The organism is Acidobacteriota bacterium, assembly GCA_026707545.1.
Lineage (GTDB): Bacteria > Acidobacteriota > Thermoanaerobaculia > Multivoradales > Multivoraceae > Multivorans.
In genome coordinates this window covers 2,971,791-2,992,125 of sequence record JAPOWR010000001.1, presented here as the reverse complement: position 1 = coordinate 2,992,125, position 20,335 = coordinate 2,971,791, and the positions used below count along the sequence as shown (strand labels likewise).

Sequence of the window (20,335 nt, the reverse complement as noted above, 5' to 3'; positions counted from 1 at the left end):
CCGGTTCTCCGTTTCGTGGCCGTGGCCCGCTCTGCGGGGCACTCGATCAGCGGAATCGCAGCGAGGAGGCGTCGGCCCGTTCGCTACGAAAGGATTAGAGTGGAGTACCGTAGCACAAGAAAAATCGGTCGTGTACATTTTTCTTTTCGAAACGTACCTGAACTATTGGAAGTTTCAGGAATCCGTGAAAGTCCCCTCTTGGGGCGCACTCATGGGCTGATCGTCGCCGCTTGCGGCGCGTTGTCCGCGGGCCGTTCAGCGAAGGCTGCGGGCGCAGCGGAAGCCGGTGTTGTCGAGGCCTGAGTCGGGAGCCGAATGGTTGCGGTTCGCGTTCCGGTAACCCTCGCAGTAGCTCGCGGCGCAGAGCCAGGAACCGCCCTTCAGGACCTTCTCGCCGCCGGCGCCGCCGGGCCGGTACCAGTCGTCGCACCACTCCCAGACGTTGCCGCCGAGGTCGAAAAGGCCCAGCGCGTTCGGGGGATAGGAACCGACCGGCGCCAGGTAGGTGTGGCCGTCGGCCGCGTCGTCCTGGACGGGAAAGTCACCCTGCCAGACGTTGGCTACCCAGCGGCCTTCGGGTGCCGGCTCGTCGCCCCACGGGTAGTGAGCGTGGCCTTCGCCGTCGTTGCCGGCCCCCGCCGCGAGGTCCCATTCGGCTTCTGTGGGCAGTCGTTTGTCACGCCACTCACAGTAGGCGCTGGCGTCTCCCCAGCTCACATGGACGACTGGAAGGCTGCCGTCCGCGGGAGAGCCGGTTCCGCGGGGCTGGCGCCAGTAGGCGCCATCGACGGCCAGCCACCAGGGCGTGCCTTGCACCCGCTGCTCCGATTCCGGGTTCGGGGTGGCCTGTGGGTGGAAGACGAGGGACCAGCCCCAGTTCTCCGCCTCGGTCACGAACCCGGTTGCCTCGACGAAGGTCGCGAAGTCGCGGTTCGTCACCTCGTACACATCGAGGTCGAAGGCGGCAACCTGGAGTGGGCCGTCCGGGCGGGGCACGGCGCCCGCAGGCACGCGGACCATGCCCTCCGGCGGTGGTTCGGGCGGGGTCGAAGGTGCCGGCGCCGGCGCTACGGTCTGCTTCGGCTCCTCCGGGGGAGTGCCACAGCCGACGACGGCGACGACCGCGATCGAAGCGAGCAGCGCCGGGAGACGTGCGCAGCGCAGCACGGTCACGGCGCCCATCCGAAGCGGTCCAGGTCGATGCGGCCGCGGCGGTCGAACAGGACGCCCTCCTCTTCGAGCAGGAAGCGCTGCCGGTCCACGCTTTCCAGCGGGTCGAGACCACGCTGGCTGACCTCGCCGCCGGCGTTCACCACGCGGTGCCAGGGCACGCTGTCGTCGCCGAGTCGCGCAAGGGCGTAGCCCACCTGGCGGGCGTGGCGGGGACGTTCGGCGAGAGCGGCGATCTGGCCGTACGTGGCGACGCGCCCCTCGGGAATGCAGCGCACGATGCGGTGGAAGGTCTCGTAGATGCCGTTCGTGCCTGGATGTTCGCTTGCGGCCATGTTGGGAAACCTTACTAGCAAGGCTCTCCTCCGACCCATTCTGCTACCTTCGTCGGGCCAAGCATGTCCTCCGCCGACCGAGGTCACAGCCGCCTCGACCGGCGGCGCAACTACGCCGCCCTGCTTGCCCACGGCCTGCTCGGCATGACGGGGTTCCGCCTGCTCCAGGCGCCGACCTTCCTGCCGACCTACATCCTCCTGTTGACGGGTGCCCCCTTGGCTGTTGGCGCGGCTTCCGCCTGTCAGAGCCTGGGGATGTTCGTATCGCCGCTCCTGAGCGCGGCTCTCGCCGAGCACCGCAGCCACGTGAAGTGGGCCGCGGTGCTGTTCGGGGGCGTGATGCGGCTGCAGGTCCTGGTCCTGGCCCTGCTGGCGCTGTTCGCGCCGGTCGATGTCGCGGTGTTCCTCGTCTGGCCGGTGCTAGTGATGTGGGGCCTCTCGAGCGGCATGCAGATGGTCGTGTTCAACCTGCTGTTCGCGAAGTCGGTGCCCGTCACCCGGAGGGGACGGTTGCAGGGGACACGCAATCTGAGCGCCGGCATCTCGGTGATCCTCCTTTCGATCGTCGCAGGATGGGTGCTGGACCGGTACGGCTTTCCGAGGGGCTACGGTCTGACCTTCCTCGGCGCGGCGGTGATGGCCTCGATCGGGCTCGCCTTCATGGGACTCATTCGGGAACCCGCCGCCACGGATGTCCACGCGCCGGGACTCAGCCTGCGGGCGAGGTTGGGCAAGCTGCCGGATCTCATCCGCTCGGACCGCCACTACGCGGGCTTCCTGGAGGCGCGCCTGCTGACCAGTGCCGCCCGGGGCGCCCTGCCGTTCTACATCGTGCTGGTCAGCGAGCGGTTCGGGGTCAACGGAGCGCGTCTGGCCGCCTTGACGGTCGTCTTCGTGGCGGCGCAGTCGGTCTGCGCGCTGATGTGGGGCCTGCTGGGCGACCGGTCGGGCTTTCGCGCCGTCTTTGTGCTCGGGCTCGGCGCCTGGATCCTGGGCAGCCTGATCGTTCTCTGGGCGCCGGTCTTCCCGGTCGCGTACGCGGTCTTCCTGCTGGTTGGCGCGGGGTTGAGCGGTGTACTGCTGGCGTCGCAGAACCTGGTGCTCGAGTTCGGGCGGGAGCGCGACCGCCCGATGCGGATTGCGGCCACCCACTCGCTCTCCGAAGCTGCGGGAGTGGTGGGCTTTCTGGGCGCCGGGACGATCAGCCAGCTGGCTCCGATCGAGAGCGTCTTCCTGGTTTCCACCGTCCTCCATCTGCTGGCGTTGCGGAGGCTGATTCGCACGGTGGATCCGCGGCGGACGGCGGGAGAGGCCGCGACGGACCAGGCCTAGCGCTTTGGTACGGGGCTGACGGTTTGGCACGGGGCTTGCTTCATCCTGGTGTGCATCGGGACTGCAAGCGTCGTCCCGAGTGATGTGGAACACACCGGAGGAGGTCCCTCACCAACCGTTCCTGCCTAGTAACCCGAGAGCCGACCGGCGGCGAGGCCGCGTGCAAACGACGCTTGTTCCAGCCGTTCGCCTAGCCACTACTTGCCGGTTCAGCCTCCTGCTCGGATCTTCCAACTCGTTCGGTGACGCCGGGCGAGCCTTCCAGGATCCTTCCAACGGACCTCCTCCGCTCCGCTTCCATCGAACCGTAGAGCCGCCGCGCCGTGCACGCCAACGTGGACGGATCGCGGCGGCGCGGCGCGCCAGGATGGCGCACCCGGCGCAAGCGCGGCAGAGGCTCTCAGGGACGGTCGTGCAGGTACCGTGATACGGCGTCGACTGCGATCCGCTCCTGGGTACCGGTATCGCGGTCGCGCACGGTCACCGTCTGATCGTCCAGGGTCTGGCCGTCGACGGTGAAGCAACAGGGAGTGCCGGCTTCGTCCATTCGTGCGTAGCGCTTGCCGATCGACTGCTTGGCGTCGTACTGAATGCGGTAGTAGCGGCGGAGTTCGAGGTAGAGCGACTCCGCGACCTCGGGCATTCCACCCTTGTTGACCAGCGGGAAGACGCCGGCGTGAATTGGTGCGAGGCGATGCGGGAAGCGCATGATCTCCGACGACGGCCGGCTCTCGTCGACGGTGTACGCCTCACAGAGCAGCGCGAGCACCCCGCGGGTGAGACCGGCCGCGGGTTCGATCACGTGCGGCACGAAGCGTTCCCGTGTCTGCTGGTCGAAGGTCTCGTGCTTGACACCGCTCCACTGCTGGTGCTGTTCGAGGTCGAAGCTCCCGCGATGGGCGATCCCCTCGAGTTCGCCGTAGTCCGGCTCGGTGAACGGGTACCGGTACTCGACGTCGAAGGTGCCCTCGCCGGTCTGGGCGTAGTGGGCGAGTTCGGACGCCTCGTGGCGGCGCAGGCGCAGGCGGTCGCCGGCCAGACCGAGATCGCTCCACCACTCCATCCGCTGCTTCGTCCAGTACTCGAACCAGAGCCTGGCCTCGGACGGATGGCAGAAGAACTCCATCTCCATCTGCTCGAACTCGCGGGTACGGAAGGTGTAGTTCCTGGGCGTGACCTCGTTGCGAAAGGCCTTGCCGATCTGCGCGATGCCGAACGGCAGCCGGACCCGCGATGTGTCCAGCACGCCTTTGTAGTTGAGGAAGATGCCCTGGGCGGTCTCGGGGCGCAGGTAGGCGGTGTTCTCCTCGCCGGAGGCGGCGCCGACGAACGTCTTGAACATCAGGTTGAAGTCGCGCGCCTCGGTCAGGGTGCCCGCCTCCGAGGCGCCGGGGGCCCAGACGTGGGCACGTTCGGCGTCGTCGAGTTCGGCCAGGGGCATCGATTCGAAGTCGTCCTCCTTGGGCCGGCCGCGCATCGCCTTGCGGGCGGTTCTGAGGGCAGGTTCCGGTTCGCCCTCGAGGTGGGCGAAGTACGCAGGCGGGTCGAGCTCGCGCTTCGGCCGCAGCACGTGCAGGTGGTCCGCCCGGAAGCGCGCCTTCGTCTCGCGGCAGTCGACCATCGGGTCGGAGAAGCCGCCGACGTGACCGCTCGCCTCCCAGGCCCGGGGGTTCTGGATGATCGACGAGTCGATGCCGACAATCGAGAGCGGCGTGCCGTCCGGGCCGAGCGGCGGGCACTCGACCATGTCATGCCACCAGGCGTCGCGCAGGTTGTTCTTGAGCTGGACGCCGAGCGGCCCGTAGTCCCAGAAGCCGTTGATGCCGCCGTAGATCTCGGAGGCCGGGAACACGAATCCGCGGCGCTTCGCCAGCGCCACGATCCGTTCCATCCGTTCGCTGCCAGTGGGTTGCGGCACGATTCACCTCCGGCCGCCGTAACGGCGGCGACGGCAAACGGTAGCAGCTTGCTACGATGCCCTCTTCTCTACCCCGAACAGGAGCAGCATCGATGGCCACCGCGCCCGCAACCGTGCCAGAAACGCAACCGCTGTCTCGCCCCCTCCGCCCCGAAGGCGACTGGCGTCACGTCTTCTCGTACCACCCGATGGACGTGGAGATCGAGCGCGCCGAAGGCGTGTTCATCTACGACCGGGAAGGCAACCGCTACTTCGACGCCTCGGGTGGGCCGATGGCGGTCAACCTGCCTCACAACCACCCCAGGATGAAGCGCGCGATTGCGGCGCAGCTCGAGGAGTACGCCTACACCCATCCCTCTCTCGCCAGCCCGAAACGGGCCGAGTTCTGCCGGCTGCTCGCCGAGATCACGCCGGCCGACCTCGACCACACCTACCTCGTTTCGGGCGGTTCCGAGGCCGTCGAGACCGCGATCAAGCTGGCCCGCCAGGCGCAGATCGCGCTGGGCAATCCGACGAAGTACAAGATCGTCAGCCACCGGGACTCGTACCACGGCATGACGCTGGCCACGCTGGGCGTGTCGCACAACCCCGCCAGCCAGTCGCGGTTCGAGCCGATGTTGCCGAAGTGGCCGGGCATCCGGCAGTACTCGGACTTCGATCGGCCGGAGGGGATGAGCCGCGAAGAGTGGGGCGTTCAGTGCGCCAATGCGCTGGAGACCGCGATTCACTACGCCGGCCCGAAGACCGTGGCCGCCTTCCTGGCGACGCCCCACGGGTGCGGCGCGGACTACGCCTGTGTGCCACCGGACAGCTACTGGCGCACGATCCGGGAGATCTGCGACCGCCACGGGGTGCTGATCATCGCCGACGAGGTCGTCACCGGATTCGGCCGCACCGGGAAGTGGTTCGCCATGGACCACTTCAGCGTCGATCCCGACATCATGACGATGGCCAAGGGCATCACGAGCTGCTACGTGCCGTTCGGCGCGGTGTCGGTGTCTCGCAGGCTCAACGAACCCTTCGAGAAGGGCTACTCCTTCGTGCATGGCTTCACGTTCGGCGGTCACCCTCTGGGCTGCGCGGCGGCCTGCGAGGCCATCAACATCATCCGGGACGAGAGGCTGATCGAGAACTGCAACGAGCAGAGCCCGCGGCTCTTCTCCTACCGCGACGAACTGCTAACTCATCCGACCGTCGCGGACGTGCGGGGCTGGGGTCTGATGATGGCGATCGAACTCGTCGCCGACAAGGAGACGATGGCCTTCTTCGACAAGAGCGTCGATGCCCAGACCCTCTTCCAGTCCCTGGCGCTGAAGAATGGTCTGGCGATGTACAGCTCGCTCTACGGCGCCGCCCGCCATCCCGCGATGGCCCGCGGCCTGCCGATCTGGGTGGCGCCGCCTCTCTCCATCAACGCCGACGAGGTCGACGAGATGATGGGCCGGTTGCTGACGATGCTCTCCGAGTGGGAGGACGCGGTCCTGTAGCGGCGGTGGGTCGGCGGAACGGATGCAACGCACTCCGCTGCTGATGTCGCGGCTGATCGAGCGTGGGGCCCGGCTCGCGCCGGACGCCGAGATCGTCACGGCAACAGCCAACGGCACGCGACGCCAGGACTTGCGCGAGACTCTGCTTCGGGCGCATCGACTCGCTCACGCCTTCCGGGATGCCGGCGTCGGCGTCGGTGACCGGGTCGGCGTCTTCATGTGGAACGGGTCGCGCCACCTTGAGGTTTACTGCGCACTCGCGGGAATGGGCGCGGTTCTGCTCAACCTGAACGTCCGTCTGCATGGCAGGGACATCGCCTACATCGTCAACCATGCCGAGCCTCGTCTGATCGTCTCGGACGCCGACCTGCTTGTGCGGCTCGAACCGCTGGCGGACCGCCTGCCCACGGTCGAAAAGGTCGTGGTCGCGGTCGAGGAAGGGGGCGAGGGCTGGTCGACGTCGCTCCCGGGCGCCGTCGATTACGAGGACTTCATCGCCCCGTGGTCCGGGCGCTTCGAGTGGCCGCGAATCGACGAAACCGCGCCGCTCGGCCTCTGCTACACGAGCGGTACGACCGGACATCCCAAGGGCGTGCAGTACGAGCACCGCTCGCAGTACCTGCACACCATGGCGATGTGCATGACGGACGCCATGAGCCTCTCCGCAACCGACACGGTTTGCGGCGTGGTGCCCATGTTCCACGTCATGGGCTGGGGCCTTCCCTGGGCCGCGCTGACACTTGGGTGCAAGCAGGTCATGCCGCATCGCTTCACGCGCCCCGAGCGGCTCGTCCGACTGATCGCGGAGGAGGGCGTCACTCTGGCCGCCGGCGTGCCAACCGTATGGCAGGACGTCCGCGCGGTCTGCGTGGATCGCCCCGGTGCGTTCGATCTGTCGAGGCTGTCGCGCATCGTCAGCGGCGGCTCCGCCGTGCCGGCGGCCCTCGCACGCTGGTACTGGGAGGCCCTGGGCGTCGAGATGATCCAGGAGTGGGGCATGACGGAGACGAGCCCGCTGGTCACGTTCTCCCGTCGTGTCGCGCGTCCCGACAGCGGCCGGCGCGCGACGGCGGCGCCTGAGGCGTACCTTGCGGAGGTGGCGAAGGCCGGCCAGGCGTTGCCCGGCGTGGAGGTGGAGATCTTCGACCCGGACTTCAATCGCCTGCCGCACGACGGCCGCGCGACCGGCGACGTTCTGGTCCGGGGACCCTGGGTGTGCTCGGAGTACTACCGGAGCCCGCGGCCGGAGCAGTTCCATGACGACTGGCTCATCACCGGCGATGTGGGCAGCATCGACCGCCGGGAGTGCCTGGTCATTTCGGATCGCTCGAAGGATCTCGTGAGGAGCGGCGGCGAGTGGATCTCCTCGGTTGATCTGGAGAACCACATCCTCGCGCTCGATGGCGTTGCCCAGGCATGCGTGGTCGCACAGCCGCATCCCCGTTGGGAGCAACGTCCGGTCGCGCTCATCGTTCTCGACGAAGGCGCCAGCGTCAACCGGGAACGGGTGCTCACGCACTGCGCCAGACGGTTTGCGAAGTGGCAACTGCCGGATGATGTCCTGGTCGTCGATTCGATTCCGCTCACGTCCACCGGGAAGATGGACAAGAAGACCGTGCGCGCCGACCTTGGCGCCGCGGGGTACCGGTTGCCGGAGCTCCGCTAGCAATAGCGAGGCATCCGCCGCGGCGCCGGTCCCCGATCGTCAGGGAGCGGACGGGTCGCGGTCGACCGCCGTCTCGAAGTCCTCGTCCCGGATCTGATCGTTCAGAAGCCGGAGTTGCTTGAAGTCGATGAACTCCGTCTGATCGCTCGACAGCAGATGTCCGAGGAGGTCCGGACCTTCGCCATGTCGTAGACCGGGACCTTCGGCGTCTCCGGCGCGTCCGGCCTGGAAGTCATCGACCCACGCCTCGGTTTCCGGCTGATCGAGCCATTCCACACCCAGCATGAACGCCAGGTCGTGTGTCCGCTGGGCCGCCTGTCTGGCGATGATCTCGAGAGCGGTCGTGAAGAAGTACACGCCGCTGGTGAGCGGGCCCAAGGCGAAGATCCGCGATTCACCCGCCACCGCGCCGGCACGCGGGCGAACCTGTCCCGTCTCGAAGACGCAGTCGACGCCGCCGTACCGATGGGGCACGACGAGTCCCCTGGACAGCAGGTTCTTCATCAGCCGGCTGTCCGCCTGCTCGATACGGTTGGCGAAGCCGGTGGCGGACACCAGGTACTCCACTTGCAGGGGGCCGCCGGAGGCCAGCTGGATGCGGAACGAACCGGCCTCGGAGTCGTACTCGAACTTCCGGGCCCCGCCCTGGACCGTCAGTTGACCGGACTTCATCATCGCCAGCACTCTCTCCGCGTTTTCTCGTGGTATGGACGCGCGATAGGTCAGCCAGTCGTTCAGCCACTCGGACATCAGGAGCTGCCTGTCGTCTTCGTGGAGGTGATGCCACAGAAGGTCGATGTTGCGGTTCGTCGCGTACAGCACTGCCTGCCAGGGTCTGGCCTTACCGGCCGCCAGGGCGATTTCCCGCTCGTAGTAGTCGATCGGCGACCGATCGTCGTGGACGATCCCGCCAAGAGACAGGTGGCGCCCCTCGGCGTGCTCGATCTCCCTGCCGAGCATCGCGGCGATGTCGGAGAGACGGAGTTTCGACCGCGTCTCGCGCAGAAGTCGCCGCCGCAGATCCTCGCGTTCGAGTTCCTTGAAGCGGTACTTGCCCCGGTCAGCCCGTACGGCCGGCAGACGTCCGCGTCTGGAGACGCAATGGATGCTCCCCGAATGCCCCGCGGCGGCGAGGCCGAGCGCCACGTCGATCGCGGTGAGCCGGGTTCCGATCACGCCGACGGATGCCCGCTCGGGAATCTCCTCGACCAGGCCGGCAATCGGATAGGGGTTGTGGCGGTAGCGGGCATGATGCTGGTAGTCCTCTGTGCGGCATCGTTCCAGGTGCCCGACCGCGAGGTAGACGTAGCGGGCCTTGCAGTCGCCGCCGGAGCGGCTGTGTACGACGTAGTCGGCGTCGGGATCGCCGGGAGGCGAGACATCGACTACCTCGTCGACGATCAGGTCGAGGCAGAACCCGCGATCGGCGGCCTGTCGTCGGGCATGGTCGAGGAGGTCCGACAGGTACAGACCCACCACCGGCCTGGGGATGTAGGCGCCGGCCTCGAGGTCCGCTCGCTCGACGTAGGGCCGCCATTTGGCTGGGTTCTCCTCGGCCCAATGGAGAATCCCGAAGCTGCCGCCGAAGACTCGATCGATCGCACCGCAGGTGGTGTTCATCAGGTTGCTGGGCGCGTCGGGTGCGTAGGCGTTGCCGCCGTCGCAGCCGCGGGCGTCGAACAGCGCGATGGACAGGTTGGCCGTGCTCAGGCCGGCTGGAAGGTGCTCGACGATCCTGGCCGCCAGAGCAATCCCCGACGCCCCACCGCCGATGATGGCAACCGTGTACCCCGATCTCATAGGGAGCCTCAAGTGGGTGCCGGCAACCCTATCCGTTTGACCTCCTTGTCCGAGTGGGAGGACGCGGTCCCTTAGTTCTCTTCGGCGAGACCCTTCTCTTCCAGGCGGCGTTCCAGAGCTTCCAGCTGCTCCTTCAGGGTCGCCAGGCGATCCTCCAACGCCTTCATGTCGGGGCGTCGCTCGTGGAGGAAGCGCTGCATGTGCTCGTGGCGCTCCTTCCACTCATCGCCGTTGAAGTACTCCTGGATCTTCTCGTGCACGTTCTCGGGGCTGACGAACACGTCGATCTCGCCGTCGCCGTCGAAGTCTTCGCTCCCGCGGAGGAAGGAGAAGTAGTTGGCCTTGAGTTCGGGTCGGGGCCGTTCGTCGAGAGTGGTGCTGAGCGTCTCGACCTTGCCGTCGCGCCAGATCTCGAGGTCAGCCGGAGCTCCGGCCTCCGCCTTCCGCACCATGGTCGTCAGCTTCCGTGAACTCGTTACGTCCTCGCCGTCGAAGCGAGTGAGGATGTCGCCGACCTGGACGCCGGCACGCGCTGCCGGGCTGTCGTCGACGACGTTCGAGATCATGACTCCGCTGCCCTCGGGCACGCCAAAGTGAGCTCGGAGCGGCTCGTTCAGGTTGACGAGTTCGACACCGAGATACGCGCCGCCCCAATGCAGGGCGAGTGTCGGGCGGACTCCATCGGCCAGCTCCCGGAACACCTGGGCCTTCTCCTGGGCCGAAGCGGCGAGCTTCACCGCCAGCGCGCGGGCTTCCTCGCCATCCTCAACGACCTCGACTTGCCCATCCCCGAGCACCATGACCCGGACGGAACGCTTCTTCTCTTCGGATTCCTGTGCGGAGGCTACGACGCCCGAACCTGCCGCCAGGACCGCGGCCAGGGTCGTGACGAGAGTGAGTCGGTAGGGGAAGGCGGGGGCGCGAAAACTGCTCGTGATCATGACGGATGCTCCTATTGGATTCTGCGGCTCCCCACGGACGCAAAGCTCACGGGAAGAGGTTCGATGTCGCGGAGGTCGAAGAGAACCTCGGTCTGAGGATTGATGGAAACCGGTACGAAGGGCTGCGTGTCGTCGGCGAGGCGGCTTAGAGACTCGAACTCCCGGTTCAGTTCCTGATAGGCGGACCTCAGCTGTTCGATGCTCTCAGTGGTGATCGGAACGGGTTCGGGCGCGGACTGGCGCGCCCACCACGCGCCGGCTCCGGCCGAGACGACGACGACCGCGGCGGCTGCCAGGGCCAGTCGCAGCCCTGGCGTGGCCTGTCGGTTGGCGTCGCTCCGGACGCGCCGGAGCACCTCGGCCGTGAAGCCGTCCGAGGCCTCGACGCGGGGCAGGCGTTTCAGGTCGAGTTGATCTCTCATTTCCGTTCTCCGTTCCAGTAGCCGCTCAGGTCGTCTCGGAGAAGGTCCTTGCCGCGGTGCACCCGCGACTTGACCGTTCCTTCGCGGCAGCCGAGCGTCTCGGCGATGCGGGCATAGGGCCAGCCTTCGATCTCTCGCAGCACGACGGCTGCCCGGTAGTGAAGAGGCAGCCGGCGCAGCGCCATGGTCACGGCGTCCACCGCTTCGGCGCCCAGGGCCGTGCTCTGGGGCGAAGGCGCCGGCGCCCGCAGTCGGTGTTCGGCCGCGAGGGACGGCAGAAGGTTCCGCCAGCGGGCGGCGCGACGCGCTTCGCTCCGTAGCTGGTTCGTCGCGATCCGGAACAGGAACGCCTGGAACTGGCCCCGTTCGCGGTAGCGGCCCGCCGAGCGGTAGACGCGCACGAACGCGTCCTGCGCTAGGTCCTCGGCGCGTTCGCGGCTGCGGGTCATCTGGGTCAGGTAGTTCACGAGGGGGTGCCTGTAGCGGTCGACCAGGTCGGCGAAGGCCTGCTGATCGCCCTGCTTCACGCGGGCCATGAGCGCTCCGTCGTCCAGGGCGCGGTCCGCCGTGACCGCGTCCGCCCTGGCGGTCATCTGCACTGCGGTGCTTCGGGGCTTCCTCGGCGCCGCCAGCGGGTCGGGCCTGAGCACGGCCACCGGCATCTCAGTGGTGTAACGCCCGAAGACCCGGTTTGTTCCCGCTCCGCGCTCGGTGACTCGCGCGGTGCGGGTTCACGGATGGCGCAGAACGCGCCATCCGGGTGACATCCAACCGGCCGAAGACGGCCGCTTGGACTGTGACGCGTCTGGCGCGAGAATGCGCCAGCCGGCTTCCCGCGGGCTACACTCCGGCTCTTCCATCGAGAAAAGGAACAAGGAGGAGCCCGAATGACCGTAGCCGAGATGAAGACCGCGCCTGAGCCCGAGTTCAAGGTCGACGTTCAGGATCGCGTCGCCCTGCTGACGTTCAACCGTCCGAAGAAGCTGAACGCGCTATCCGCCGAGATCACTCAGGGTCTCCAGGAAGAAGTGCCGCGCCTGGCGGCCGATCCCGACGTCGGCGTGATCGTTCTCACCGGCGAAGGCCGCGCCTTCTGCGCCGGCGGCGACGTTTCGGGAATGGGCCAGTCGAGCGGCGCCCCTTCGACCCTCGAGGAACGGATTGACAGCCTGCGGCGCGGCCAGGAGGCGGCCTGGCTCGTTCATTCGGTGCCCAAGGTGACGATCGCGATGGTGAACGGCTTCGCGATGGGCGCAGGCCTCGGTCTCGCGGCAAGTTGCGACCTGCGCCTGGCTTCCAGCTCGGCGAGGTTCGGCACCGCGTACTCGAAGGTCGGCTTCGGCGGCGACTGGGGAACGACCTGGCAACTGACCCGACTCGTGGGACCGGCGGTGGCCAAGGAACTGTTCTTCACCGCCGACATCATCGATGCCGAGGAGGCGCGGCGGATCGGGCTCGTCAACCGCGTCTACGACGCGGACACGTTCCGCGAGGAGGCGATGGAGTTCGCGTCGCGGCTCGCTCACGGTCCGCTGGTGAGCTACCGCTGGATGAAGGAGAACGTGAACCTGGCGGTCAACTCCGACTTCCGGACGATCCTCGACCGGGAAGCCATCTCGCACATCCGCTGCGGCCAGACCGACGATCACCGCGAAGGTGTGACCGCCTTCATGGAGAAGCGGGCGCCGAACTTCACGGGACGGTGACGCTAGAACGAGAACCCGATGCCGGCAAGGAAGTCGACCGGCTGCTCGGGCAGCGCGTCGTCGTCCAGGGCGTCGACGTAGCTGACGAACGCCGACCAGGCACCGCCGGAGAGGCCGAACGTGACGTTGCCGTCGTACATGCCACCGGAAACGCCGCCGTAGGCGGTGGCGAAGTCGTCGCCGGCCCAGCCAGCCGAGACGTCGACGCTCCAGGCCATGGCGTCGCTCACGTCGCCGCCGAACGAGATGCCGAAGTTGGCGTAGAAGTCCTTGACCTCGTCGATGTCGTAGTAGACGGAGAGGCTGGGAGAGGCGGTGATGTCCCAGCCGAGCGTGAGGTAGACCTCGCGGGTGCCGGCGAACTCCGTGTTCGGGAACAGGTACTCGATGAAGCCGACCTCGGCCGAGACGGCGTCCGTGCCGAAGCCGTAGGAGGCCGTGAGGTCGATCTCGTTGAACTCGGCGCTCATGTCGTTGGCGTCGTCGAGGTCCAGGTTGCCCCAGACGTTGATGGCGAAGCCGCTGTCGTTCGAGGCGGTGACGGAGGGCTGCCACACGGCGCCGTCAGTGAACGTGATTCCGCGCCAGACATAGGCCGACGCGAAGTCCAGGGCGTACTCTGCGTCGGCCGCTGCCGGAGCGGCGGCGAGGCTGAGCAGAGGAAGAAGGACGAGAATCGCTGACTTTCGGATCATTGGGGTGGGCCTCCTTTAGGGCGCAGTTGCCGGTAGCGCGTGGAGAAAGCAACTCGGGTGCCAACGGCAGCCAGGGTCGGGCATTCTGGCGTGTAACCGTTGCAGGTCAAGGGCTTCGAGCCCGTGGCCTTGCGTCCGGTCTGGATCGGCACACGGCCGATGCGTACAATTTTGTTGCAGACGTGGAGCAGCACAGACAACGTGGTCGCTAACCGGCGTAACGGTTCGGGTCGATGCCGTACTTCTTGATCTTGTAGCCGGTGATGCGCGGCGTCGTGCGCAGCTTGCGGGACGCCGCGGCGATGTTGCCGCGGGAACTCTTCAGTGCATCGCGCAGCAGGTCCCGTTCGTAGTTTTCGACCAGGTAGCGGAAACTCCCCGGCGGCTCGGTGCCGGAACTCTCGGCTGTCTGAAGCGTGGGCGGCAGGTGGTGTGGATGGACGACGTCGTCCTTCGCCACGAGGACCGCGCGTTCGATGCAACTCTCGAGTTCCCGCACGTTGCCGGGCCAGTGATAGCTCATCAGCATGTCGATCACGGCGCTCGACAGCCGTCGCACGTTGCCGCCGTTCACGCGCGCGTAGCGCTCCAGAAAGAAGTCGGCCAGTTGGACGATGTCCGACTTGCGCTTTCGCAGCGGCGGCACATGGATGGGGAAGACGTTCAGGCGGTAGAACAGGTCCTCGCGGAACGCGCCGTTCACGGTCATCGCGGACAGATCCTTGTTCGTGGCGGCGATGATCCGCACGTCCGCCCGCAGCGTCCGCGTGCCGCCGACCCGCTCGAACTCGCGTTCCTGCAGCACCCGCAGCATCTTGATCTGGATCAGGAGCGGCACGTCTCCGACTTCGTCGAGGAAGATCGTGCCGGTGTGGGCGAGTTCGAAGCGGCCCTTCCGCTGCTGGATCGCGCCGGTGAAGGCGCCGCGCTCGTGCCCGAACAGCTCGCTCTCGATCACGCCATCGGGAAGCGCGGCGCAGTGGACCTTGACGAAGGGCCGGTCCGAACGGGCGCTGTTGTAGTGGATCGCCTGGGCCACGAGTTCCTTGCCGGTGCCGGTGTCGCCCGTGATCAGGACGCTCGTGTTGCTGCTCGAGACCGTGGCGATCTGGTCGTAGACCTCCTGCATTTCGTGCGAGTTGCCGACGATGTTCGCGGGCCGGAAGCGGTCGCGGAGCTGGGCTCGCAGACGCTCGTTCTCCTCCTCCAGCTGCTCCCTCTCCTCCTCGGCGGTGCGGCGGAGCTTGACCGCCTGGGCGATCAGCGAGCCGGCGATCAGAAGCAGCCGGACGTCCGCGTTCAGGTCATGGTCCGGGTCGTAGGTCCGGTCGACGCTCAGTGCGCCGTAGGTCTCGTTGCCTGTGCGGATGGGCACGCAGAGAAAGGAGACTTCCGCGCTCTTGCCGCGCCGGGTGCGATCGAGGAACGTTTCGGACTCGCTCGTCTTCGGGATCACCCGGGCCTCGCCCGTCTCGATCACCTGGCCGGTCACGCCCTCGCCGAGGCGGTAGCGGGCTTCCGCGATCTGTTCGCCGCTCAGTCCGTGCGCGACCTCGATCCGGATCTCGCCGGTCTTCCGGTTGAGCAGCGTGATCGTGCCGTGCTTCAGGTTCAGGTGCTCGGCCAGGGTCTCGAGCGCGGGCCGGGTGACGTCGCGCAGTTCGAGGCTCTCGCCAAGGGTCTGGCTTAGCCGGTAGAGGAGCTCGAGTTCCCTGGGTTCGCGTGAGTTCACAACGGTCCAGCCGATCGCCGGCGTAGTCGGGGCGAAGCTCGCCGCGGAATCGCGTCCGCCCTCTCCCTCCTTCGGCGGCGAAACGTGCGTTGCCTTGGGTGACGATCCTGTCACAGCCCGAGTCCGGTCGGTCACAAATGTCGTTTGCAGCAAGCGCCGCCAAACCTGTCGCAGGCTCCATGTTTGGCCCCAGCCCCCACCTCACCTGCAACTCGCGTCATAGAACTTGCTTCGCTGCGTTCTACGGCGCGACCTGCAAGAGTCGAGCCGAACCGGGGCGGCATGCGTCGCCGGCCGCCGCGATAGCTTTGAACCTGCCTCCATGAACGACCCAATGCGCAAATCTCCGGGGGACGCGCGCCGCCCGGCAGAGTTCGCCGATGGGAAGGGACTGGAACCGCTCGCGCCGCTCGATCTGAGTGCCGTCGGTTCCTTCTCGGACCTGCTGGCGGCGATGAAGTCGACTTCCTTCGGTGGCCGTCAGCTCGGCGAGGCGGCGGATGTGCTCCAGGTGATGGCGGAGGATCCGGACTGCCTGGTCGTCGGCACGTTCACCGGCGCGATGACCGCGGCGAAGCAGGGACTGGTCCTGTGCGACATGATCGACCACGGGCTTCTCGACGCGATCGTCTGCACCGGGGCGCTGATGGTCCACGGCTTCGTCGAATCCGCCGGGATGATCCACTTCAAGGCGCCGCCGGGCAAGCTCGACGACCGCAGCGCGTACTACTCCGGCTACGACCGGATCTACGACACACTGGAACTGGAGAGCAACCTGGATCGGGTCGAGTTGATCGTCCACTCGGTCCTGGAGCGGTGGCCCGAGGGCGAGGTCGTTTGCTCGCGCCTGATGAACGAGGCGTTCGGGCGGTGGCTGACCGAAGCCGACGAAGACGTCTCGCCGGTCCGCGGCGTGTTGTCCTCGGCCTGGCGCCGCGGCGTGCCGGTCTACGTGCCCGCGTTCACCGACTCCGAGATCGGGCTCGACTTCGCGCTCTTCAACCGGGCCCGTCGCCGGCGCGGAGAGGCGCCGCTCCGGTTCGATCCCTTCCTCGACCTGGAGCACTACACCGAACTGGTGGCCAGGGCGAAGCGGCTCGGCATCTTCACGGTGGGTGGCGGCGTGCCGCGGAACTGGGCGCAGCAGGTGGCGCCCTACCTGGAGGCGGCGGCGCGCCGGGCGGGAGAGGACGCGCCTCCCAAACGCTTCCGCTACGGCGTGCGGATCTGCCCCGAGCCGGAGCACTGGGGCGGTCTCTCGGGTTGCGGCTACAGCGAGGGGGTGTCCTGGGGCAAGTTCGTCCCGGTCGAAGAGGGCGGCCGCTTCGCGGAGGTCCCCGCCGACGCGACGCTCGTGTGGCCGCTGCTCGTGGCCGGCGTGCTGGAGCGGATGGGCCTGCGTTAACGCCGCTGCAGTTTCACTGCAGTCCCGACCGCCAGCAGCTCCGCGGCGCCGCTGGTGATCACCGACGTCGTGAAGCGCACTGCGACCACGGCATCGGCGCCCAGGCTTTCTGCCTCCGCGACCATTCGGTCAAGCGCCTGCTCGCGGCTCTCGGCGACCATCTTCGTGTATTCGGTCACCTCGCCGCCGACCAGGTTGCGGAGCGCCGCGGTGATGTCCCTGCCTACGTGGCGAGCGCGGATCGTGTTGCCGCGCACCAGTCCCAGCGTCTGCGTGATGTCGTGTCCGGCGATCGTCTCGGTGGTTGCAATCAGCATTCAGGGGCCCTCATCGCTGCACGTCCTTGTACTTGTCCGTCTTGCGGGCGATCAACTGCTGCCGGAGTACGGAAAGCAGCAGCAGAGCCAGGCCGCCGTACAGAGCGCCGACGCCCAGCTTGATGTAGAGCGGCGCCCCGTCGTCGATGACGAGGGCGTAGATCGCGACGCCGCCCAGCGCCAGCACACCGGCGAGGAAGAGCAGCCAGCCGAGACCGCGGGTGATGCCGACCGTGGTATCCGCCATTGCTGTGCCTCCTGTGTGTGATCTCAGACCGCCTGCTCGACGGCCACCTCGGTACCGACGGGGCAGGTCACGCCGGTGCCGCCCAGGCCGCAGTAGCCGCCGGGGTTCTTGGCCAGGTACTGCTGGTGATAGTCCTCGGCGAAGTAGAAGTCGGGAGCGTCGAGGATCTCGGTCGTGATCGGGCCGTAGCCGGCGGCGGCTAGCCGCTCCCGGTACGCCGCCAGCGAGGCCTTCGCCGCCTGTCGCTGCTTCCTGGAGCAGGCGTAGATGCCGGAGCGGTACTGGGTGCCGACGTCGTTCCCCTGGCGCATGCCCTGCGTCGGGTCGTGGCTTTCCCAGAAGATGCGGAGCAGGTCCTCGTAAGAGATCCGCTCCGGGTCGAAGACGACCCTGACCACCTCGTTGTGTCCCGTCAGCCCGCTGCAGACCTCCTGGTAGGTCGGGTTCGGGGTGGCGCCCGCGGCGTAGCCGACCGCTGTCGTGATGACCCCCGGGGCTTCCCAGAACTTGCGCTCGGCGCCCCAGAAGCAGCCGAGACCGAACATCGCCAGCTCGTTTCCTTCCGGGTAGGGCGGCGCGATCGGAGCGTCGAGGACGTAGTGTCGCGGAGCGACTGGCATCGTGTCTGCGCGGCCGGGAAGCGCCTCTCCCGGTTCCGGCATGCGGGCCTTGTTGAAGAACCAGCTCATGCAGGGGATTGTAGCCCGGCGAAGCGTCCGGGCCGGCTACGGAGCTGCGTTCAGAGACTCCCGATGCGTGCGGATCGCCTTCTCGATGCGTTCGACGATCTCCGGGTGCCGGGCCGCGATGTCGAACCGTTCTCCGAGGTCGGTGCCCAGGTTGAACAGGAGCGGCGGGTCGTGGATCTGCTCGTTGTCGAAGCCCCGCCAGGCGAGCTCGCCCTCCTTGCCCAGCGATTCCCAGGATTCGAGGACGAGAAGCCGGCGGCCTGGAACATGTCGCCCAGGGTCGTCTCTTCCGCCGGCAGGTTGGACCAGCGATTCAGTTCGCCGCCCTGGATGCGGATGGGCATCCGGCCGGTCGCCAGCGCTATCCGGCTCGGGTTGCACAGCGGGCTCGAGGCGTAGAACGACGTCCAGCGCTGGCCTTCGGCCGCGAGCCGGTCGATGTGGGGCGTGCGAATCAGCGGGTGGCCGTAGGAGGACAGGTCGCCGTAGCCCATGTCGTCGGCGAGGATGATGACGACGTTGGGTGACGGCGACGCGGCTTCCCCGGCCGCGGACGGCCCGGTACCGGACTTCGGTCCGCACGCGGAGGAAACGAACACCAGGGCAAGGGCTGGAACCGTTGCAGCTTGCCTGAACGCGCCGCGGGCTCTTGCGACGGTGGCCTGGCATCTGTTTCCCGTCGTCATCTTCTTTCCGAAGGAGGAGAGTAACCGGAGCTGCGCCCCGCGTTTCTGGCTGTCCACGTACTGGTAGCGTTTGGAATCGGTTCAGGAAACGGGGAGGGTCACCATGAGGAAGCGGGTGCGGGGCATTCACGAGGTCTTCTCCGCCGAGCCGGCACGAGCCGACTGGGAAGTGTGGGGCCGACAGGCCGATCCCCGCACGCGGCGTGGCTTCCTCAAGGGTCTCGGCGCGATGACCGCGCTGGTCGGTTCGAAGATCGTCTTCTCGGACTTCATGCCCGCCGGCCTGATTCCGGCGGCGTACGCGAACCAGGCCGAGCCGTTCACCCTCGAAGGCAAGGACGGCCTGACCGTGCTGAACGACCGGCCGCTGTGCGCGGAGACACCGGCTCATCTACTGAACGACGACGTGACGCCTGCGAACCGGCTGTTCGTCCGCAACAACGGCATCGCGCCGCAGGACGTGGACCCGCGGAGCTGGACCTTGACGGTCGACGGCGAGTCCGCTGCCGACACGAAGACGTACTCTCTGGGCGATCTGAAGGAGCGCTTCGAGAACGTCAGCCACCAACTGGTGATGGAGTGCGGCGGCAACGGCCGCTCGGAGTACGACCCGCCGGCCTCGGGGAACCAGTGGACCGTCGGCGCGGTCGGGTGTCCCCGCTGGGACGGCATCCGCTTGCGCGACGTCCTTGAGGATTGCGGTTTCCGGGCCGACGCGGTGTATGTCGCCTACTACGGCGTGGACCGCACGGCCGATGGAGGCGTCCCCATCTCGAGGGGCGTGCCGATGGCCAAGGCCCTGGAAGCCGAGTCGATGATCGCCTGGGGCATGAACGGCGAGCCGCTCCACCCGATGAACGGCCATCCGCTGCGCCTCGTGTTCGGCGGCTGGCCGGGATCCACTTCCGGGAAGTGGCTGAGCAGGATCGCGATCCGGAACGTCGTCCACGACGGCCCGAAGATGACCGGCATGTCGTACAAGGTGCCTTGCGAACCGGTGGCGCCGGGTACCGAAGTCGCCCCCGAGGAGATGTGCATCATCGAGGCGATGCCGGTCAAGTCGCTCATCACCCATCCGCAGAGCGGCTTCCAGCACCGGCTCGGCCAGGCCCTGCCGCTGCACGGCCATGCCTGGACCGGCGACAACCGGGTCGAACGGCTGGACGTCTCGATCGACTTCGGCCGTACGTGGACGCGGGCCGATCTTCAGCCACCGGTGAACCGCCTCGCCTGGCAGAACTGGGATCTCGACCTGGAGTTCGCGGAGGCCGGCTACTACGAAGTCTGGGCGCGGGCTACCGACGCGAACGGTGACGTGCAGCCTGTGGTCCTCCCCGGCTGGAACCCGCGCGGCTACCTGAACAACGCCTGCCACCGGATCGCCGTGTATGTGGCTTAGGGGCCTGCACAAACTGGGTGCGCCGGCCTTCTGGCCGGCCTTGCTCGTCGCCCTGACGTCCCTGGCGGCCGCGCAGGAGCCAGCCACTCCAGTGGACGCCGAAAGCGGCCTCGTCAAGGACGAAGCCGGGACCTGGAAGGTAGCCCGCGACCACTGCACCGAGTGCCACTCCGCCACGCTGCTGTCCCAGAACCGCACGAGTCGCGACGGCTGGATCCGGACGATCCGGCGCATGGAGAAGGAAGAGGGTCTCGAGCCGCTGGGTGACCTGGAGAAGCCGATCCTCGACTACCTGGCGGCAACTTACGGCGTGCAGGTCAAGCCGACCGAACTGAGGCGAAGGCGGGCACCACTGCGCCAGCCCCCAGTCGCTGACGGAGGGTAAGGA

General features: G+C 67.4%; 21 protein-coding genes. 8 read left to right on the top strand and 13 right to left on the bottom strand.

Features of this window, described 5'->3' with window-relative positions:
• Nucleotides 1-255 precede the first annotated feature (255 nt).
• The gene (locus OXG83_11880; GenBank protein MCY3965729.1) at nt 256-1,182 is read right to left on the bottom strand and encodes an SUMF1/EgtB/PvdO family nonheme iron enzyme; all 927 of its coding nucleotides are present in this window, start codon (nt 1,180-1,182) and stop codon (nt 256-258) included.
• Complete coding sequence (locus OXG83_11875; protein MCY3965728.1) at nt 1,170-1,505, bottom strand: MGMT family protein; 336 nt, start codon at nt 1,503-1,505, stop codon at nt 1,170-1,172. Before OXG83_11875 ends, OXG83_11880 begins: the two co-directional genes overlap by 13 nt.
• A gap of 63 nt (nt 1,506-1,568) precedes the next feature.
• Between OXG83_11875 and OXG83_11870 the strand changes: the two genes are divergently transcribed.
• A complete protein-coding gene (locus tag OXG83_11870) occupies nt 1,569-2,837 on the top strand; it encodes an MFS transporter (GenBank protein MCY3965727.1) in 1,269 nt (422 codons plus the stop codon).
• Nucleotides 2,838-3,237: 400 nt separating this feature from the next.
• On the opposite strand, the gene OXG83_11865 is transcribed toward OXG83_11870, so the two are convergent.
• Nucleotides 3,238-4,728 (bottom strand): glycine--tRNA ligase, encoded by a 1,491-nt coding sequence (locus OXG83_11865; protein MCY3965726.1) that lies wholly within the window; start codon nt 4,726-4,728, stop codon nt 3,238-3,240.
• Nucleotides 4,729-4,847: 119 nt separating this feature from the next.
• Here OXG83_11865 and OXG83_11860 point away from each other — a divergent pair, with 119 nt between their 5' ends.
• Together OXG83_11860 and OXG83_11855 are read left to right on the top strand one after the other, a co-directional pair.
• Nucleotides 4,848-6,242 carry an aminotransferase class III-fold pyridoxal phosphate-dependent enzyme gene (locus OXG83_11860; protein MCY3965725.1) on the top strand — a complete coding sequence of 465 codons (1,395 nt, stop codon included), beginning with the start codon at nt 4,848-4,850 and terminating at the stop codon, nt 6,240-6,242.
• Nucleotides 6,243-6,264: 22 nt separating this feature from the next.
• Nucleotides 6,265-7,908, top strand: a complete 1,644-nt coding sequence (locus OXG83_11855; GenBank protein ID MCY3965724.1) for a long-chain-fatty-acid--CoA ligase — start codon at nt 6,265-6,267, stop codon at nt 7,906-7,908.
• A 39-nt stretch (nt 7,909-7,947) separates the two neighbouring features.
• Here the strand turns inward: OXG83_11855 and OXG83_11850 are convergent, their stop codons facing one another.
• From OXG83_11850 to OXG83_11835, 4 genes are all read right to left on the bottom strand, one after another.
• Nucleotides 7,948-9,708 (bottom strand): FAD/NAD(P)-binding protein, encoded by a 1,761-nt coding sequence (locus OXG83_11850; protein MCY3965723.1) that lies wholly within the window; start codon nt 9,706-9,708, stop codon nt 7,948-7,950.
• A 71-nt stretch (nt 9,709-9,779) separates the two neighbouring features.
• The gene (locus OXG83_11845) at nt 9,780-10,649 is read right to left on the bottom strand and encodes a PDZ domain-containing protein (GenBank protein ID MCY3965722.1); all 870 of its coding nucleotides are present in this window, start codon (nt 10,647-10,649) and stop codon (nt 9,780-9,782) included.
• Between the two features lie 11 nt (nt 10,650-10,660).
• Nucleotides 10,661-11,071: a hypothetical protein gene (locus OXG83_11840; GenBank protein ID MCY3965721.1), complete on the bottom strand. Its 411-nt coding sequence runs from the start codon at nt 11,069-11,071 to the stop codon at nt 10,661-10,663.
• Complete coding sequence (locus tag OXG83_11835; protein ID MCY3965720.1) at nt 11,068-11,733, bottom strand: sigma-70 family RNA polymerase sigma factor; 666 nt, start codon at nt 11,731-11,733, stop codon at nt 11,068-11,070. Before OXG83_11835 ends, OXG83_11840 begins: the two co-directional genes overlap by 4 nt.
• A gap of 225 nt (nt 11,734-11,958) precedes the next feature.
• On the opposite strand from OXG83_11835, the gene OXG83_11830 reads away from it, so the two are divergent.
• Nucleotides 11,959-12,777: an enoyl-CoA hydratase gene (locus OXG83_11830; GenBank protein ID MCY3965719.1), complete on the top strand. Its 819-nt coding sequence runs from the start codon at nt 11,959-11,961 to the stop codon at nt 12,775-12,777.
• Between the two features lie 2 nt (nt 12,778-12,779).
• On the opposite strand, the gene OXG83_11825 is transcribed toward OXG83_11830, so the two are convergent.
• Together OXG83_11825 and OXG83_11820 are read right to left on the bottom strand one after the other, a co-directional pair.
• Nucleotides 12,780-13,472 carry an MltA-interacting MipA family protein gene (locus OXG83_11825; GenBank protein ID MCY3965718.1) on the bottom strand — a complete coding sequence of 231 codons (693 nt, stop codon included), beginning with the start codon at nt 13,470-13,472 and terminating at the stop codon, nt 12,780-12,782.
• Nucleotides 13,473-13,680: 208 nt separating this feature from the next.
• Nucleotides 13,681-15,204, bottom strand: coding sequence for a sigma 54-interacting transcriptional regulator (locus OXG83_11820; GenBank protein ID MCY3965717.1), 1,524 nt, complete (start codon nt 15,202-15,204; stop codon nt 13,681-13,683).
• A 322-nt stretch (nt 15,205-15,526) separates the two neighbouring features.
• Between OXG83_11820 and OXG83_11815 the strand changes: the two genes are divergently transcribed.
• Nucleotides 15,527-16,609: a deoxyhypusine synthase family protein gene (locus tag OXG83_11815; protein ID MCY3965716.1), complete on the top strand. Its 1,083-nt coding sequence runs from the start codon at nt 15,527-15,529 to the stop codon at nt 16,607-16,609.
• On the opposite strand, the gene OXG83_11810 is transcribed toward OXG83_11815, so the two are convergent.
• Genes OXG83_11810 through OXG83_11795 form a run of 4 tightly spaced genes read right to left on the bottom strand, consistent with a single transcriptional unit; the run spans nt 16,606 to nt 18,356 of the window.
• Nucleotides 16,606-16,926, bottom strand: coding sequence for a YbjQ family protein (locus OXG83_11810; protein MCY3965715.1), 321 nt, complete (start codon nt 16,924-16,926; stop codon nt 16,606-16,608). The two genes, OXG83_11815 and OXG83_11810, sit on opposite strands and share 4 nt — an antisense overlap.
• A 10-nt stretch (nt 16,927-16,936) precedes the next feature.
• Nucleotides 16,937-17,173, bottom strand: coding sequence for a hypothetical protein (locus tag OXG83_11805; GenBank protein MCY3965714.1), 237 nt, complete (start codon nt 17,171-17,173; stop codon nt 16,937-16,939).
• Between the two features lie 23 nt (nt 17,174-17,196).
• A complete protein-coding gene (gene msrA, locus OXG83_11800) occupies nt 17,197-17,862 on the bottom strand; it encodes a peptide-methionine (S)-S-oxide reductase MsrA (GenBank protein MCY3965713.1) in 666 nt (221 codons plus the stop codon).
• Nucleotides 17,863-17,912: 50 nt separating this feature from the next.
• On the bottom strand, nt 17,913-18,356 hold the full coding sequence (locus OXG83_11795; protein MCY3965712.1) for a sulfatase-like hydrolase/transferase: 444 nt from the start codon (nt 18,354-18,356) through the stop codon (nt 17,913-17,915).
• A gap of 16 nt (nt 18,357-18,372) precedes the next feature.
• Here OXG83_11795 and OXG83_11790 point away from each other — a divergent pair, with 16 nt between their 5' ends.
• Genes OXG83_11790 through OXG83_11780 form a run of 3 tightly spaced genes read left to right on the top strand, consistent with a single transcriptional unit; the run spans nt 18,373 to nt 20,332 of the window.
• Nucleotides 18,373-18,615, top strand: coding sequence for a hypothetical protein (locus OXG83_11790; GenBank protein ID MCY3965711.1), 243 nt, complete (start codon nt 18,373-18,375; stop codon nt 18,613-18,615).
• A 36-nt stretch (nt 18,616-18,651) separates the two neighbouring features.
• Entirely contained in the window at nt 18,652-19,947 is a 1,296-nt protein-coding gene (locus tag OXG83_11785) for a sulfite oxidase (protein ID MCY3965710.1), read from the top strand.
• Complete coding sequence (locus tag OXG83_11780; protein MCY3965709.1) at nt 19,937-20,332, top strand: hypothetical protein; 396 nt, start codon at nt 19,937-19,939, stop codon at nt 20,330-20,332. Before OXG83_11785 ends, OXG83_11780 begins: the two co-directional genes overlap by 11 nt.
• Nucleotides 20,333-20,335 lie beyond the last annotated feature (3 nt).

Coding starts and splice junctions, on each gene's coding strand:
- OXG83_11860 (MCY3965725.1), top strand. CDS start 4,848: ATGGCCACCGCGCCCGCAACCGTGCCAGAAACGCAACCGCTGTCTCGC.
- OXG83_11780 (MCY3965709.1), top strand. CDS start 19,937: ATGTGGCTTAGGGGCCTGCACAAACTGGGTGCGCCGGCCTTCTGGCCG.
- OXG83_11845 (MCY3965722.1), bottom strand. CDS start 10,649: ATGATCACGAGCAGTTTTCGCGCCCCCGCCTTCCCCTACCGACTCACT.
- OXG83_11875 (MCY3965728.1), bottom strand. CDS start 1,505: ATGGCCGCAAGCGAACATCCAGGCACGAACGGCATCTACGAGACCTTC.
- OXG83_11880 (MCY3965729.1), bottom strand. CDS start 1,182: ATGGGCGCCGTGACCGTGCTGCGCTGCGCACGTCTCCCGGCGCTGCTC.
- OXG83_11805 (MCY3965714.1), bottom strand. CDS start 17,173: ATGGCGGATACCACGGTCGGCATCACCCGCGGTCTCGGCTGGCTGCTC.
- OXG83_11815 (MCY3965716.1), top strand. CDS start 15,527: ATGAACGACCCAATGCGCAAATCTCCGGGGGACGCGCGCCGCCCGGCA.
- msrA (MCY3965713.1), bottom strand. CDS start 17,862: ATGAGCTGGTTCTTCAACAAGGCCCGCATGCCGGAACCGGGAGAGGCG.
- OXG83_11785 (MCY3965710.1), top strand. CDS start 18,652: ATGAGGAAGCGGGTGCGGGGCATTCACGAGGTCTTCTCCGCCGAGCCG.
- OXG83_11790 (MCY3965711.1), top strand. CDS start 18,373: ATGACGACGTTGGGTGACGGCGACGCGGCTTCCCCGGCCGCGGACGGC.
- OXG83_11795 (MCY3965712.1), bottom strand. CDS start 18,356: ATGGGCTACGGCGACCTGTCCTCCTACGGCCACCCGCTGATTCGCACG.
- OXG83_11865 (MCY3965726.1), bottom strand. CDS start 4,728: ATGGAACGGATCGTGGCGCTGGCGAAGCGCCGCGGATTCGTGTTCCCG.
- OXG83_11840 (MCY3965721.1), bottom strand. CDS start 11,071: ATGAGAGATCAACTCGACCTGAAACGCCTGCCCCGCGTCGAGGCCTCG.
- OXG83_11825 (MCY3965718.1), bottom strand. CDS start 13,472: ATGATCCGAAAGTCAGCGATTCTCGTCCTTCTTCCTCTGCTCAGCCTC.
- OXG83_11850 (MCY3965723.1), bottom strand. CDS start 9,708: ATGAGATCGGGGTACACGGTTGCCATCATCGGCGGTGGGGCGTCGGGG.
- OXG83_11810 (MCY3965715.1), bottom strand. CDS start 16,926: ATGCTGATTGCAACCACCGAGACGATCGCCGGACACGACATCACGCAG.
- OXG83_11835 (MCY3965720.1), bottom strand. CDS start 11,733: ATGCCGGTGGCCGTGCTCAGGCCCGACCCGCTGGCGGCGCCGAGGAAG.
- OXG83_11830 (MCY3965719.1), top strand. CDS start 11,959: ATGACCGTAGCCGAGATGAAGACCGCGCCTGAGCCCGAGTTCAAGGTC.
- OXG83_11870 (MCY3965727.1), top strand. CDS start 1,569: ATGTCCTCCGCCGACCGAGGTCACAGCCGCCTCGACCGGCGGCGCAAC.
- OXG83_11855 (MCY3965724.1), top strand. CDS start 6,265: ATGCAACGCACTCCGCTGCTGATGTCGCGGCTGATCGAGCGTGGGGCC.